Source organism: Nocardia sp. NPDC047038, assembly GCF_040644075.1.
GTDB lineage: Bacteria > Actinomycetota > Actinomycetes > Mycobacteriales > Mycobacteriaceae > Nocardia > Nocardia sichangensis.
Map to the genome: position 1 here is coordinate 496,182 of NZ_JBEYVQ010000002.1, position 14,479 is coordinate 510,660.

The 14,479-nt window shown below is 68.5% G+C and carries 15 protein-coding genes; 10 read left to right on the forward strand and 5 right to left on the reverse strand.

Features of this window, described 5'->3' with window-relative positions; translation table 11 throughout:
• Positions 1-73 precede the first annotated feature (73 nt).
• Positions 74-385 (forward strand): GNAT family N-acetyltransferase, encoded by a 312-nt coding sequence (locus ABZ824_RS10505; protein ID WP_355071301.1) that lies wholly within the window; start codon positions 74-76, stop codon positions 383-385.
• On the opposite strand, the gene ABZ824_RS10510 is transcribed toward ABZ824_RS10505, so the two are convergent.
• A complete protein-coding gene (locus ABZ824_RS10510; protein WP_355071299.1) occupies positions 379-1,140 on the reverse strand; it encodes a 1-acyl-sn-glycerol-3-phosphate acyltransferase in 762 nt (253 codons plus the stop codon). The genes ABZ824_RS10505 and ABZ824_RS10510 overlap by 7 nt on opposite strands.
• Positions 1,141-1,277: 137 nt before the next feature.
• Here ABZ824_RS10510 and ABZ824_RS10515 point away from each other — a divergent pair, with 137 nt between their 5' ends.
• The 3 genes from ABZ824_RS10515 (at position 1,278) to ABZ824_RS10525 (ending at position 3,322) form a co-directional block, all read left to right on the forward strand.
• Complete coding sequence (locus ABZ824_RS10515; protein WP_039803016.1) at positions 1,278-1,922, forward strand: YqgE/AlgH family protein; 645 nt, start codon at positions 1,278-1,280, stop codon at positions 1,920-1,922.
• A gap of 132 nt (positions 1,923-2,054) precedes the next feature.
• Positions 2,055-2,591 (forward strand): sigma-70 family RNA polymerase sigma factor, encoded by a 537-nt coding sequence (locus ABZ824_RS10520; RefSeq protein WP_355071297.1) that lies wholly within the window; start codon positions 2,055-2,057, stop codon positions 2,589-2,591.
• Positions 2,588-3,322 (forward strand): zf-HC2 domain-containing protein, encoded by a 735-nt coding sequence (locus ABZ824_RS10525; protein ID WP_356963009.1) that lies wholly within the window; start codon positions 2,588-2,590, stop codon positions 3,320-3,322. Before ABZ824_RS10520 ends, ABZ824_RS10525 begins: the two co-directional genes overlap by 4 nt.
• Before the next feature lie 59 nt (positions 3,323-3,381).
• Here the strand turns inward: ABZ824_RS10525 and ABZ824_RS10530 are convergent, their stop codons facing one another.
• The 3 genes from ABZ824_RS10530 to ABZ824_RS10540 all read right to left on the reverse strand — a co-directional run bounded on the left by ABZ824_RS10530 (position 3,382) and on the right by ABZ824_RS10540 (position 5,751).
• Entirely contained in the window at positions 3,382-4,149 is a 768-nt protein-coding gene (locus tag ABZ824_RS10530; protein WP_355071293.1) for an ABC transporter permease, read from the reverse strand.
• A complete protein-coding gene (locus ABZ824_RS10535; protein WP_356963011.1) occupies positions 4,146-5,117 on the reverse strand; it encodes an ATP-binding cassette domain-containing protein in 972 nt (323 codons plus the stop codon). The genes ABZ824_RS10530 and ABZ824_RS10535 overlap by 4 nt, the downstream gene beginning before the upstream one ends.
• Before the next feature lie 103 nt (positions 5,118-5,220).
• Positions 5,221-5,751 (reverse strand): EXLDI protein, encoded by a 531-nt coding sequence (locus ABZ824_RS10540; protein WP_355071290.1) that lies wholly within the window; start codon positions 5,749-5,751, stop codon positions 5,221-5,223.
• Between the two features lie 137 nt (positions 5,752-5,888).
• Between ABZ824_RS10540 and ABZ824_RS10545 the strand changes: the two genes are divergently transcribed.
• From ABZ824_RS10545 to ABZ824_RS10565, 5 genes are all read left to right on the forward strand, one after another.
• A complete protein-coding gene (locus ABZ824_RS10545) occupies positions 5,889-7,577 on the forward strand; it encodes a thiamine pyrophosphate-binding protein (protein ID WP_356963012.1) in 1,689 nt (562 codons plus the stop codon).
• Positions 7,578-7,624: 47 nt separating this feature from the next.
• Positions 7,625-8,284: an SRPBCC family protein gene (locus ABZ824_RS10550; protein WP_355071286.1), complete on the forward strand. Its 660-nt coding sequence runs from the start codon at positions 7,625-7,627 to the stop codon at positions 8,282-8,284.
• A 7-nt stretch (positions 8,285-8,291) separates the two neighbouring features.
• A complete protein-coding gene (locus ABZ824_RS10555) occupies positions 8,292-9,326 on the forward strand; it encodes a 3-oxoacyl-[acyl-carrier-protein] synthase III C-terminal domain-containing protein (protein WP_356963014.1) in 1,035 nt (344 codons plus the stop codon).
• Complete coding sequence (locus ABZ824_RS10560; protein ID WP_356963016.1) at positions 9,323-10,372, forward strand: aminotransferase class I/II-fold pyridoxal phosphate-dependent enzyme; 1,050 nt, start codon at positions 9,323-9,325, stop codon at positions 10,370-10,372. Before ABZ824_RS10555 ends, ABZ824_RS10560 begins: the two co-directional genes overlap by 4 nt.
• 193 nt (positions 10,373-10,565) lie before the next feature.
• Positions 10,566-10,946 (forward strand): hypothetical protein, encoded by a 381-nt coding sequence (locus ABZ824_RS10565; RefSeq protein WP_356963017.1) that lies wholly within the window; start codon positions 10,566-10,568, stop codon positions 10,944-10,946.
• Between the two features lie 112 nt (positions 10,947-11,058).
• On the opposite strand, the gene ABZ824_RS10570 is transcribed toward ABZ824_RS10565, so the two are convergent.
• Positions 11,059-11,466, reverse strand: coding sequence for an SdpI family protein (locus ABZ824_RS10570; protein WP_356963019.1), 408 nt, complete (start codon positions 11,464-11,466; stop codon positions 11,059-11,061).
• Between the two features lie 164 nt (positions 11,467-11,630).
• Here ABZ824_RS10570 and leuS point away from each other — a divergent pair, with 164 nt between their 5' ends.
• A complete protein-coding gene (leuS, locus tag ABZ824_RS10575) occupies positions 11,631-14,477 on the forward strand; it encodes a leucine--tRNA ligase (protein ID WP_356963021.1) in 2,847 nt (948 codons plus the stop codon).
• Positions 14,478-14,479 lie beyond the last annotated feature (2 nt).

Consider the following 14,479-nt stretch of genomic DNA (forward strand, 5'->3'; position numbering starts at 1 on the left):
AGTCGGTGGCGGGATTCCGCCCCGCCGCGTGCGTGATTTACCGGGACACCGGCGCACAGAGTAGCGTCGAGCCATGTCGACCGAGGTCAGCAACAACACCGCACTGGAACGTTTCGAGATCTACGTCGACGGTGCGATCGCCGGCTACGCCGAATACCAGGACACGGCCTCCGAGCGCGCGTTCGTGCACACCGAGATCTATCCGCGCTACGAGGGGCAGGGCTATGCGCGGCTGTTGATCGAGACCGCGCTCGACAGCACTCGCGACGACAAGCTCGGCGCGCTGCCCATGTGCCGGGCGGTCCACCATTTCATCGAGACCCGCCCCGAATACCTGGTGATGGTGCCGCACTGGGCGCGCGACCGGCTGAACCTGCCTCAGTAGGCCGCGACAGCGCCGTCGAGCGCCTGCTGCAGATCGGTGCGCACCAGCCGGGCGATGTCGCCGGGCCGGGGCGGCAAATCGAGCACAGGGACATTGAAGTAGAAGCTGGCTCCCTTGGCCTCCTCCTTCGTCGGCTGCACCGCCGGGTCCGTGCGCGGACCGTAGCTCAGCGCCATGGACACCAGCACGGGCTCGGCGCCGAGTTTCATCGCCCGGAAGGCGATGTGCCCGATGCCGCTGCCCACCGCCTGCACGCGGGAGGGGTCCACGTCGTTGCAGGTGCCCTCGGGGAACACTGCGATGCCGTCGCCACGGGCCATCCGCTCCGCGCAGACGTCCATCATGAGTTGTCCCGCGGCGTTCACCGCGCGAATGCCGTGGTCCTTGCCGCGGAACACCGGGATGCCGCCCATCATGTCGATCTTGCGCCGCTGATCGGGGTCGGCGAACAGTTCGTCCTTGGCCAGCACGCGCACCCGGCCGATCACCCGGCGTAGTCCGCTGCGCCACGCGGCCGCCGCCACGGTGTACGGATCGCTCTCGGAAAGGTGGTTGATCGCGATCAGCAGCGGCCTGTTCTGCCTGATCACCGTGCGGAGCGCTTCGCGCGCGCCCTCGGCGTAGGTGACGCGCGGATGGTAGCGGCGGCCGAGAATGGCGTACGCACCCCATGCCTTCAGACGGTTCTGACGGTGCTCGCGATAGAAGTCGTACACGGCGTCGTTGTTCTCGAGGCGCACCTCGGGCAATTCCATGACGTGGACTCTACGATGTGGCGGCGGTGGCGCAACGTGACGTCCGACGCCCGGTCCGCGACCCGTTCGGCAAATCCGGAACACACAAGTGGGCCGCAGAAGGCGCATTGTGGGCGAACAGCTGCGATGATGTCGGAGTGGCACGCGCAGAAGACCCGGACGATCGGAAGACTCGCGGCGGGCACGGCGACCGCAGGCGACGCGATTTCCGGCACGGTGAGCAGGTGGTTCGTGCCGGGACGCTGCTGGTGTCGGCCACCGAACTGGTCGAGCCGACCTTCCGGCGCACCGTCGTCTACATCATCGAGCACAACGAGGCGGGCAGTCTCGGCGTCGTGCTGAACCGCCCGAGCGACACGGCCGTGCACGAGGTGCTGCCGCGCTGGACCGACGCGGTCGCGGCCCCACGCACGCTGTTCATCGGCGGCCCGGTGAAACGGGACGCCGCGCTGTGCCTGGGCACGGTCCGGGTGGGCGCCCGGATCGATGGTGTCCCCGGGCTGCGCCGCATCGACGGACGCGTCGTGCTGGTCGACCTGGACGCCGACCCCGAGCGGGTCGGCCCACTGGTCGAGGGCATCCGGATCTTCGCGGGTTACGCCGGCTGGACCTTCGGGCAGCTGGAGGGCGAGTTGGAGAACGACGACTGGATCGTGGTATCGGCCCTGCCATCCGATCCGATCAGCACCGGCCGCCCCGACCTGTGGGCGCACGTGCTGCGCCGCCAGCCGCTCCCGCTGTCCCTGCTCGCGACACACCCGATTGAACTCGAACGCAACTGAGCACGTGTACTCCTCGAAAGGATCGAAGGAGACACGGCATGAGACACGACAACTGAACCGGCGAAAGCATGGGTGACGCATCGGGTGCGCCCACCGACCGGCCCCGCAACTCGAGCGGAGAGGTATCCAGTTGTGCGCAAGAAACGTGGCGAGACGGGACAGCCCGACGATCAATCCGAATTGATGCGGGCTCTCTATCGCGAACACGCCACCCCGTTGTGGCGGTACACGCTCGGCCTGGTTCGGGACCCGGGACGGGCAGAGGACATCGTGCAGGAAACGTTGCTGCGAGCATGGCAACGCCCGAACGTCTTGGATCAGTCCACCACGTCGGCGCGGGCGTGGTTGTTCACCGTGGCGCGCAATCTCGCCGTGGATGAGCACCGCAGCGCCCGCAGCAGGCGCGAGTTCCGCACCGACAACCCGCCCGAGCGGGCGACCCCGGACCAGTCCGACCGCGCGCTGGACGGCTGGCTGGTCGCCGACGCGCTCGGCAGGCTCAGCGCCGATCATCGCGAGGTGATCGTGCGGGCCTACTACCGGGGACTGTCGACCCACCAGATCGCCGAGGAACTCGACGTCCCCGCGGGCACGGTGAAGTCCCGGATGCACTACGGCATGCGCGCATTGCGCCTGGCATTACAGGAGATGGGGGTGACAAACCAGTGACAGATATCACCGACGATTTCAGCACGTGGGACGCCCCGTACGTGCTCGGGTCCCTGACCCGCCACGAGCGTTTGCAGTACGAGAGCCATCTCTCGAGCTGCCCCGACTGTCGGGCGTCCGTGGCCGAGCTGGCGGGCTTGCCCGGCATGCTCGCCCTCGTGGATGCCGACATCGCGACGACGATGATCGAGCCGCCCGCGCACGCCGCGCCGGAACCACCGCCTCCGCCGATGCCCGAGTTCCCGCCGCCATCGCGGTTGGCCGACGCGGCCGAGCGGCGGCGCCGCCGCAGCGGGTTGGCGTCGGTCGGCATCGCGCTGGCCTCGGCCGCGGCCGCGGTGGCGATCGCGGTTCCGATCGCGGTCACGGTGTCCGGAACGCACAACGCGCCGGGGCCGGGCACCAGCGAGCAGGCGTTCGCCGAACGTCAGATGACGCCGGTCGAGCCGACTCCGGTCTCGGCGAGCTTCAAGCTCATCCCGGCGGGTGACCAGACGCGACTCGTGATGACCTGCAGCTATCCCCCCGGCGAGCCATTGCCCTATAACCCGAATCTCGTGCTGTACGCCACCCGGATCAACGGTCTGCAGCAGCAGCTCGGCCAGTGGCCCGCGAGCCCCGGCACCGAGCTGACCATCGATCAGACCATCGAGGGCCCGCCCGACCAGATCCGCTCGGTCGACATCCGCGCGGCGAATACCGGAAAGGTTCTGCTCACCGGCACGGTCTGAGCGACGAGCGATCCCCCGCCAGGCGCTGCCCGCGGGGGATCTCTGCGTCGGCGACCGGTTCAGCGCGTCTGCCGCCGGAAGATCGAGGACGACCACAGGTACCCGACCGCCGCGAGCCCGACGCACCAGGCGAGCGAGATGATCCCGTTGGCGCCGATCTCGGTGCCCATCAGCAGGCCACGGATGGTCTCGGTGAACGGCGTGAAGGGCTGGTATTCGGCGAACTGACGCAACCCGGCGGGCATGGTGTCGGTGGCGACCAGGCCGCTGCCGAGGAACGGCAGCATCACCAGCGGAAAGGGCGAGTTGCTGGCGCTCTCAGGGGTCGGCGCGAGCAGGCCGAGCGCCACCGACAGCCAGGTGAGCGCGAACATCACCGACGCGAGCAGCGCGAACACGGCGAGCCACTCGACCGGGTTCGCGTTCGGGCGGAAGCCGATGAGCAGTGCGACGCCCGCCATCGCGGCGATGCCGATCAACGCCTGGATCAGCGCGCCGACCACGTGACCGGTCAGCATGGCCGACTGCGCGATGTCCATGGTGCGGAACCGGTTCACGATGCCCTTGGTCGTGTCGGTGGCGACCGCCACCGCGACCGAGACCGTCATGTACGCCGGAATCATCAGCAGCATGCCCGGCGCGAGATAGTCGATGTAGTTTCCGCCGGACGACTTCTCCAGCGCGCCACCGAAGACGAAGTTGAACACCAGCAACAGCACCGTCGGCATCACGATGACGCCGAAGGTCATGCTCGGATAGCGCTTGGCACGCACGAGATTGCGCCGCAGCATGGTCGCCGAGTCGGCGAGGGCGTAGGACATGCTCATCGCACGGGTTCCTTTTCGGTCGTGGGGTGGCCGGTGAGGGTGAGGAAGACGTCGTCGAGGTTGGGGGTGTGCACGGCGAGGCCCTCGACCTCGATTCGCTCGTCGTCGAGCCGGTCCAGCACGGCGCGCAGGGATTTCACGCCGCCGTCGCTGGGCACCGCGAGGGTGAGGTCCTCGTCGTCGTCCGGCGGCGGGGCCACGGCGCCGAGCGCGTCGGCCGCAGCGGTCAAGGCGGCTCGATCGGCGAATTCCAGACGGATGTGGCCACCCGGCACCAGCCGCTTCAACTCCGCCGCGGTGCCTTCGGCGACGAGCTTGCCCCGGTCGAGCACCGCGATGCGGTCGGCGAGCTGGTCGGCCTCCTCCAGATACTGGGTGGTGAGGAAGACTGTGACGCGGTAATCGTCGACCAGCCCGCGGATGATGTCCCAGATCGCGCGCCTGCTGCGTGGATCGAGCCCGGTGGTCGGCTCGTCGAGGAAGATGATGCGCGGATCGCCGACCAGCGTCATGGCCAGATCGAGGCGCCTGGTCATGCCGCCGGAATAGGTGGACGCCGTCTTGTCCGCCGCGTCGACCAAGTCGAAGCGCTCCAGCAGATCCGCCGCCAGCCTGCGGTTGTCCCGCCGGGACAGATGATGCAGATCGCCCATCAGCAGCAGGTTCTCCCGGCCGGTGAGCAGTTCGTCGACCGCCGAGAACTGCCCGGTCACGCCGATCTGCGCGCGCACCTGCTTGCGCTCGGCGGTGAGATCATGGCCGCCCACCCGGATTTCGCCCGCGTCGGGAGGGATCAGTGTGGTCAGGATCTGCACGGTGGTGGTCTTGCCCGCGCCGTTCGGCCCGAGCAGCGAGAAGACCGTTCCCTCCGGGACGGTGAGGTCTATCCCGTCGAGCACGACTTGCTCGCCGCACGATTTCCGCAGGCCGCGCACCGAGACGGCGGGCACGCGATGGCCGTTCACCATGGTCTTTCCTTTCTGACATACATTTCACTATGCGCATATGGGCATGTGTTATCCACACCGCTCCCCTTTTGGGGCGCGGCGTCAGTCGATTCGGTTGCGGCGGTTAGATATCCAGGTCCTCGATCTTCGGCCCTTCGGCCACGTCGACCACCCGCCGGTAGAGCTTGTCGGGCAGTCGGTCCTTCAACTCGTCGAGGGAATCCACCACGACGAAGATGAAGTCACCCCAGTCCTGCTGCCCGACGCCGAGCAAACGCCGCCAGCTTTTCGGGTCTCGCCAGTCCTTGAGCCAATTCGTGCCCGCCTCGGCGGGATACTCGTCCCAGTTCGAATATTGGGCGTGCATCACGAATTTGCCCTTGCGGCTGCGATACACCTGGACGTGCTCGATGCGCGTATCGTTCACCTCGTGCCACTCCCCTAGCAGGGTCCCGGAGAAGCGGACTTGTCGCACACCATCGCGACCGACCTTGAGCACGATCTCGTCATAGCCCTCCAGCCGCCCCTCCTCGAGTTCGATGAACCGGCGCAGCGCCGTGACCACCGCCCCCGAGAGGTTGCCGCCGACCAACTCCTGCGCGCGCTGGAACAGCGGGAGGTCGTCGTCGGCCACGTAGATCGTCTTGTTGGGCATGGCCCAACTATACGTAGATGTATACGTACACGCAAGGTTGGTCGGCACATCTTCTGATCCGCCGTTGAACCGTTCGGCGACCAGGTCCGTATCACTCGTGTACGCAGTCGAAATTTCGTCAGCGGAAGGGAGTGCGGATGCGGACTCGAGTCGTGGACCATCTGGTGCAAGCGGTTTCGGCGTTGGGCGTGCGACACATCTTCGGAGTGGACGGCGCCAATATCGAGGACCTGTACGACGCGATCTTCGACGCGCCGGACCACGTCACCGGCGTGGTCGCGAAACACGAGTTCTCCGCGGCGACCATGGCCGACGGATATGCCCGTGGCACAGGCGGATTGGGCGTGGTCGCAGCGACATCCGGCGGCGGCGCGATGAATCTCGTCGCCGGGCTGGCCGAATCGTTCGCGTCGCGGGTACCGGTACTCGCCCTGGTCGGGCAGCCCCCGACCGCGCTGGAGGGCAACGGCGCCTTCCAGGACACCAGCGGACGCGCGGGCACCATCGATGCGGTCCGTCTGTTCGGCGCGGTCAGCACCTATTGCGCACGGGTGGAAACCGCTGGCGACCTGGCGGATCGGCTGGATAGAGCGGTGCAGGCCGCCCGCCGGGGCGGCCCGGCGGTGCTGCTGCTGCCCAAAGACGTGCAGCAGGCCGACGCGGGCCCGATCGCGCCGCTCTGTCCGGCCACCAGGACACATCGGTCCGACCGGGCCGGACTCGCTAGTGTTCGCGCCGCGCTCGCCACGGCCCGGCACACCGGGAAGATCGTGATCATCGCGGGTGATCAGGTCGCGCGCGACGACGCGCGCGACGAGCTTGCCCGCCTCGCCACCGCCCTGGACGCCGCGGTGGGCGTCGCGCCGGACGCGAAGGACGTCTACGACAACGCCGATCCGGCCTTCTGCGGCGTCGCGGGCACCATGGGGCACCCGGAACTGGCGGCGGCCATCCGGTCCTCGGCCCTGTGCTTGCTGGTCGGCACCCGATTGCCGGTCACCACCCGCGCCGGCTCGGAGGCCGCGCTCGCCGAGCGAACGGTCGCGAGCATCGGCGTGGCGCCACCGTATCTGCCCGCCATCCATGCGACCAGTACCGATCTGTCGCGAACACTCGCCGAGCTCGCCGACGAATTGGACGACGGCAGTACCGGATCCGAACGCGTGCACGCGACGCAACCGCTGACTTCGCTGCGGGTGCCCGACTCCTCGGGCCCCGGTCTGCGGTACCGGGATGTGGTCGAGACGATCGATGCCGCATTGCCGGAGGGCACCGACGTGTTCGCCGACGCGGGCAACACCGGCGCGTCGGTCGTGCACCACCTCAGGGTGCCGCGGGACGGGCGGTTCGTGGTCGCCCTCGGGATGGGCGGAATGGGTTACGCCTTCGGCGCGGGCATCGGGTCCGCGTTCGCGCGGCACGCGCGGACCGACGGTGTCCGGCGGACGGTGGTCATCGCGGGTGACGGCTCGTTCTACATGCACGGCATGGAGTTGCACACCGCGATCGAGCACGCCCTTCCGGTCACCTTCGTCGTGTTGAACAACAACGCGCACGCCATGTGCGTGACCAGGGAGCAGCTGTATTACCAGGACCGCTACAGCTTCAACCGATTCCGCCCGGCCGACCTCGGCGCGGGCATCGCCGCGATGTTCCCCGGCCTGCCCGCGTTCTCGGTGCGCACCGTCGGCGAGCTCGCCGCCACACTGCGTCGCTGCCTGGAAACCGAAGGGCCGTCGTTCCTTTCGATCGAATGCGATCCCGATGAGATTCCTCCGTTCCTGCCCTTCATTAACGCCGTGGAGCAATCCCGCGATCTTCGATGAACCCCACGCGGCGGCGCCCGCCGACGCCTACCCGAAGGAGTATCACCGTGACCACCAGTTCCCTCCCCGCCCTCAGCGATATCCCGGAACAGGCCGTGCCCGGCGTGCTCCGCATCGAGAACTCCGACAAAGACGCGACCACGCCGATCATCATGGACATGCTGCGGTCGGTGTATCCGCACGAGCAGATCTTCGGCGAATACTGTCCGGTGCAGGCGTACATCGACGCGCCGCCGCGCGAGGTCTACGAATACCTCGCCGACACCAGGTCGCTGGAGGAGTGGACCTACAGCCTGCGCGGGTTCGTGGAGACCGACGAACCCGGACTCTGGCTGGCCTATGACCGGCTGGGCTCGGAGACCGAGATCTTCACCCGCACCGTCGCCAACCCCGACGCCATGACCGTCGACTACCACTGTGCCTGGGACCAGGGACAACACCTGTGGATGATCTACCTGCTGCGCGTGGTCGACGCGCAATTGGTGTTCCACAAGCCGGGTTCGGTGGTGTTGTGGGTCAACTGCAAGCACCCCTTCTACGACGACAACCCGTACCCGGAGTCCGCTCCCCCGAACCGGCCGGTGTGGGTCGGCGACTTCTGGGAGATGTTCTCGGCGGGGCATCAGCTGGAGATGGACAACCTCAAAGCCATCTGCGAGTACCGGGCCGCGCACGGCCTGCCGATCAAGCCCGACTGGATGAAGTGAGGCTCGAGTGACCACCACGCAACAACATCTCCCTGAGGTCAGTCTCGTCGACGTGGCCTCGTACCTACCGGGCGAGCCGGTCGGCACCGAGTACTTCACCCAATTCTCGCGCTCGGACCGGATGGCGAAGAACGTCATGTTCCGCTCGCCCAAGGGCCGCCACCACGTCGCGCGCGACGAGACCGCGGTGGACATGGTCGAGCGCGCCGTCGCACCGCTGATCGAACGCAACGGCGCCGACGCGATCGCCGAGGTCGACGTCTTGATCACGCACACCCAACTGCCGGACAATCCGGTGCTCGGCTGCGGGCCCGAGGTGGCGCGACGGCTCGGCATCCGTCCCTCGTACGTCTACGACGTGCACAACGGCGGGTGTGCGGCGTTCGTGCACATGATGGCGATGGCTCGGATGATCCTGCAGACCACGCCCGCCCGCACCGCGCTGATCGCGGCGACCCAGAACTGCGCGGGACCGGTGTTCACCCAGACCGATATCCGCAAGCTGGCGCAGGCTCCGGTGCCCGGCGACGGCTGCGGTGTCGGACTGCTCCGCAAGGACGACAGCGCGCCGATTCTCGACATCGAATGCCGGACCTATCCCGAATTCGCCGGCGACATGGACTTCTCCACCAACGGCGAGCGCAAGTACTGGGAGCCGGGCGAGGGCCAGGGCTGCGTCAGCTTCACCGAGTCCAAGATCACCAAGGTGTTCGCCAGGGGCAATCGGCTCGTTCCGGAAGTCGCCCTGGCGGTGTGCGATCGGATCGGCGTGCGGGGACGCGACGTCGACACGTTCGTCACCAACCAGCCGAACCGGCTGTTCCTGCGCAACTGGCACGACGCGCTGGAGCTCCCGCCGCACCGTCACCCCGACACCTTCGATTCCTGCGGAAACCTGTTCGCCGCCGGCATCCCGGTGACCCTGGACGTGGAGAACCGGGCGGGACGGCTGCGCAACGGATCGCTGGTCCTGATGTCGGCGTTCGCGCACGCGGGCGACTTCGCGGGCGCGGCCGCCGTCCGCTGGGGAGCCGCGCGATGAGCGTGCGCGTCGTCGACGGCACCCGGCCGTCGCACCGGTATCGGACGCACCGGGTGCCACCCCGCTTCGACCTCGCTCTGAGCGAGAATCCGTTCCCGCCGCTGCCTTCGGTGTTGCGAGCCGTGCACATGACGCTGGCTCAGGCCAATCGATACCCGGAGTTCCTGCCGCGCCGCCTGCCGACGCTGATCGCCCAGCACCTCGGTGTAGGGGCGGACCAAGTGGTGGTCGGGTCGGGGGCGACCGGCGTGGCACTGCAGATCTTGCAGACCCTGACCACGCCGGGAGACGAGATCGTCTACAGCGCACCGACGTTCGACGGGTATCCGATCATGGCCGAGATGGCCGGCGTCACCGCGGTGCCGGTGCCGCTGGATTCGGCGGGGAACCAGGATCTGCGGGCGATGCGGCGGGCCGTCGACCGTCGCACCGCGCTGATCGTGGTGTGCCGTCCGCACAATCCCACCGGAACGGTCATCCCGGCCGACGAGCTGAAGGCATTCCTGTCCGACGTTCCCAGCCGGGTCCCGGTCGTTCTGGACGAGGCGTACGTCGAATTCCTCGGCGCCACCGCATACGTCGACCCGCGGGCGCTGATCGCGAAGCATCCCAACCTTGTTGTGTTACGTACCTTTTCGAAGGCGTACGGCTTGGCCGGGCTGCGTATCGGCTACGCCTTCGGCCGGACCGAGTTGATCGCGCGAATCGGCACACTGCAATTGCCCTTCGGGATGGGCGCGGCGGCGGTGGCCGCGGTCGCCGCCTCGTACGCCGCCGCACCCGAACTCGCCGCGCGCACCCTGCGCATCGCCGAAAGACGCGACGCACTCCGCAGCGCACTACTGGCTCATGGATTCGCGATACCGGAAAGCCACGCGAACTTCCTGTACGTACCCGGCCCTGGTGCGAACACGGCGCTGCGGCGCGCGGGCATAGCCGCGAAGTCCTACGCCGACGGCAGCGCCCGCATCGCCGTCGGCGACCCGGCGTCCGACGACGCGGTACTCCAGGCCCTGACCGCCGATCCACCGCGCGTGACGACCTGATCGGAGTTTCTACACAGAGCGGTCGTGCTGCGCACGCCGCCATGCGGGAAGCATGTGCGTTCGCGTCCCGCTTGCGGTTCGCAGTCCGGAGACCGGTCGTTGCTGATGTCGCCCCGCATCGGATCGCCGAGCGCGGCGTACCTGTCTCGGCCGGATCGAGTGGACCCGGCGCGGAGAGTGGTTCGATCGAAGCGTGTGGTCCGATTTCGAGGTGAACGCGGCGCCCGCTCATGGGACGGCCAGTAGGGTCCTGTTCCGGTTGGCTCTGGGACGGTGGGCGGTCGTGCTGCGCCAGACGCTCATCGAGCCGGGTGGCAGCAGCGGGTGGCACTACCACGACGGGACATTGTTCGTGCTGGTCGCGCGGGGGACGCTGGATCATCCCGGTGCGGACTGCGCGCCGGTCACCTACCGGCGCCCGCGGATCTTCCGGGAACCGAGCGGGCCGCGCTACCCGCACGTGGCGCGCAATCTCGGAACGGTGCCGGTATTGCTGTGTGTGCTCTACTTCACGCCGGTCGACAGTCCGTTGTCCCGCAGCGTCCCGCCGCCGGAGTGCGCCGACGCGGGGTGATGGGCCTCAGCTCGCGGATCGGCAGGCGTCGCGGAGTGGGCGGACACGGGCCATCGGCCTCGACTCATGGCCGACAGACATCGCGCAGTGCGCGGACGCGGGGTGAGCGGCCTCAGCTCGCGGGCTGGCAGGCGTCGCGGAGCGAGCAGGCGCCGCAGGAGTTGCCGCAACCACCGGTCTGCGGCGGCGGGGCGATGGCTTCGGCCGCCTGCGCGGCGGCGTTCGCACCGGCGCCGAGGGTGAACAGGGCGACGACGGCAGCGCAGGCCGCGACGGCCAGCGCGACGAAGCCGCCCGCGGCCAGCCCGACGAGACCACCGGCGAACAGCAGCGCCCCGGCCGCGATCGAGGTGGGAGCGGCGACCCGGTTGGCGACGCGGAACGTCTCGTCCGTGGACAGCGCGGCCTCGGTGTGGACACCGAAGAAACGATTCCGGGGCAACCGGCCGGTCAGCCCGAGTGCTCCGGTTGTGACGGCCACGACAGCCAGCACGAACAGGACGAGAGCGACGACGAACACCCATGCAGGCTAGCGCATCGGTGCTCCGCGCCCGCCGACGGGCGCCTCGTCCGGCGAACCCGGCCGCAACCGCAGGCCAGCCCGATTTTCGGTCCTGCCGATGCGACGTTCTACCCTGATAGACGAAGTTTGTCGGGGATCGGCGACCACAAGAAGGCAGGACCGTGCAAGACACACGTGCAACCGAAAGCGATGTACCTGAGCACCGGTACAACGCGGAGCTTGCCGGCCGCATCGAGAGCCGGTGGCAGCGGACGTGGGACGAACGCGGAACCTTCCACGCGCCGAACCCGGTGGGACCGCTGGCCGGTCCGACACCGGCCGACAAGCTGTTCATCCAGGACATGTTCCCGTACCCGTCGGGCGCGGGCCTGCACGTCGGGCATCCGCTCGGCTACATCGCCACGGACGTCTTCGCCCGCTACCACCGCATGCACGGGCGCAACGTGCTGCACGCCCTCGGCTACGACGCGTTCGGCCTGCCCGCCGAGCAGTACGCGGTGCAGACCGGCGCGCACCCGCGCGACACCACCGAGTCGAACATCGCCACCATGCAGCGTCAGCTGGACCGCCTCGGGCTCGGCCACGACCGGCGTCGCTCGTTCGCGACCACCGATCCGGAGTACTACCGCTGGACACAGTGGATCTTCCTGCGGATCTACAACGCTTGGTACGACACGGAGCTGAACCGGGCCCGCCCGATCGCCGAGCTGGCGGCCGAGTTCGCCTCCGGCGTGCGGGCCGTTCCGGACGGCAAGTCCTGGGACACGATGCCGCCCGCCGAGCGCGGCGCGCTGCTGGACTCGTATCGCCTGGTGTACCAGACCGATTCGATGGTCAACTGGTGCCCTGGCCTGGGTACCGTGCTGGCGAACGAGGAGGTCACCGCCGACGGCCGCAGCGAGCGCGGCAACTTCCCGGTGTTCCGTAAGCACTTGCGGCAGTGGATGATGCGCATCACCGCCTACTCCGATCGCCTGGTCGACGACCTGGACCGGCTGGACTGGCCGGAGAACGTCAAGGCCATGCAGCGCAACTGGATCGGACGATCCCGGGGCGCGCAGGTGAAGTTCGACGCCGACGGGGAGCAGATCGAGGTCTTCACCACCCGCCCCGACACCTTGTTCGGCGCCACCTATGTGGTGCTCGCGCCGGAACACGAGCTGGTCGACAAGCTGACCGCCGCCGCGTGGCCTGCGGGCACCGACCCCAGGTGGACCAACGAGGGCGCCGCCACACCGGCCGAAGCCGTGGCGGCCTACCGCAAGTCGATCGCGGCCAAGTCGGATTTGGAGCGTCAGGAGAACAAGGAGAAGACCGGCGTCTTCCTGGGCAATCACGCGATCAACCCGGCCAACGGCGCGGCCGTGCCGATCTTCATCGCCGACTACGTGCTCAGCGGCTACGGCACCGGCGCCATCATGGCCGTTCCCGGGCACGACCACCGCGACTGGGAATTCGCGTCCGTCCTCGGGCTGCCGATCATCGAGGTGATCAGCGGCGGCGACCTGGAGCAGGGCGCCCACGCGGGCGAAGGCGCGCTGGTGAACTCCGATTACCTCGACGGCCTGTCCGTCGAGGAGGCCAAAGCGGCGATGATCGCCCGGCTCGAGGCCGACGGACACGGCAAGGGCACCATCCAATACAAGCTGCGCGACTGGTTGTTCGCGCGCCAGCGCTATTGGGGCGAGCCGTTCCCGATCGTGTACGACGAGCAGGGCGCACCCCACGCGCTGCCGGAATCCATGCTGCCGGTGGTGCTGCCGGAGCTGGACGATTTCGCCCCGGTGACCTTCGATCCGGACGACGCGAACTCCGAACCCTCCCCGCCGCTGGCCAAGGCGACCGACTGGGTGGAAGTCGAACTGGATCTCGGCGACGGGCTGAAGCGCTACCGCCGCGACACCAATGTCATGCCGCAGTGGGCGGGCAGTTCCTGGTACGAGATCCGCTACGCCGACCCGACGAACACCGAGACGTTCTGCGCCAAGGAGAACGAGGCGTACTGGCTGGGCCCGCGCGCCGACGTCGGCGGGCCGAACGACCCGGGCGGCGTCGACCTGTACGTCGGCGGCGTCGAGCACGCGGTTCTGCACCTGCTGTACGCCCGCTTCTGGCAGAAGGTGCTGTTCGATCTGGGTGACGTGTCCGCGAGCGAGCCGTACCGGCGGCTGTTCAACCAGGGCTACATCCAGGCGCACGCCTACACCGACGAGCGCGGCGCGTACGTGCCCGCCGCCGAGGTGGTCGAGCGCGACGGCAAGTTCTTCTGGACCGACCCCACCGGCGCCGAGATCGAGGTGCGCCAGGAGTACGGCAAGATCGGCAAGTCACTGAAGAACGCCATCTCCCCGGACGAGATGTGCGATCTGTACGGCGCGGACACCTTCCGCTTCTACGAGATGGCGATGGGTCCGCTGGACACCTCGCGCCCGTGGGCGACCAAGGACGTCGTCGGCGCGCACCGGTTCCTGCAGCGCGCCTGGCGTCTGGTGGTGAACGAGGAGACCGGCGCGGTGCGGGTCACCGATGCCGCCGCGAGCGAGGAGACGTTGCGCCTGCTGCACAAGACGATCGCGGGCGTGGACGAGGATTTCGCCGCGCTGCGCGACAACACGGCGGGCGCCAAGCTGATCGAGCTGACCAACCACCTGACCAAGAGCTACCCGGACGGCGCGCCGCGCTCGGTGGTGGAGCCGCTGGTGTTGATGCTGGCGCCGCTGGCCCCGCACATCGCCGAGGAGCTGTGGGACCGCCTGGGTCACACCGCCTCGCTGGCGCACGGCCCGTTCCCGGTCGCCGATCCGGCGCTGCTGGTCGAGGAGTCGGTGGAGTACCCGATCCAGGTGAACGGCAAGGTGCGCAGCCGGATTCAGGTGGCGGCCGACGCGGACAACGCGGCGATCGAGGCGGCGGCGCTGGCCGACGAGAAGATCGACGCGCTGCTCAACGGGAAGGCGCCGCGCAAGCTGATCGTGGTGCCGGGGCGCCTGGTGAACATCGTCGCCTGACG

Coding starts and splice junctions, on each gene's coding strand:
- ABZ824_RS10505 (WP_355071301.1), top strand. CDS start 74: ATGTCGACCGAGGTCAGCAACAACACCGCACTGGAACGTTTCGAGATC.
- ABZ824_RS10510 (WP_355071299.1), bottom strand. CDS start 1,140: ATGGAATTGCCCGAGGTGCGCCTCGAGAACAACGACGCCGTGTACGAC.
- ABZ824_RS10530 (WP_355071293.1), bottom strand. CDS start 4,149: ATGAGCATGTCCTACGCCCTCGCCGACTCGGCGACCATGCTGCGGCGC.
- ABZ824_RS10535 (WP_356963011.1), bottom strand. CDS start 5,117: ATGGTGAACGGCCATCGCGTGCCCGCCGTCTCGGTGCGCGGCCTGCGG.
- ABZ824_RS10540 (WP_355071290.1), bottom strand. CDS start 5,751: ATGCCCAACAAGACGATCTACGTGGCCGACGACGACCTCCCGCTGTTC.
- ABZ824_RS10545 (WP_356963012.1), top strand. CDS start 5,889: ATGCGGACTCGAGTCGTGGACCATCTGGTGCAAGCGGTTTCGGCGTTG.
- ABZ824_RS10560 (WP_356963016.1), top strand. CDS start 9,323: ATGAGCGTGCGCGTCGTCGACGGCACCCGGCCGTCGCACCGGTATCGG.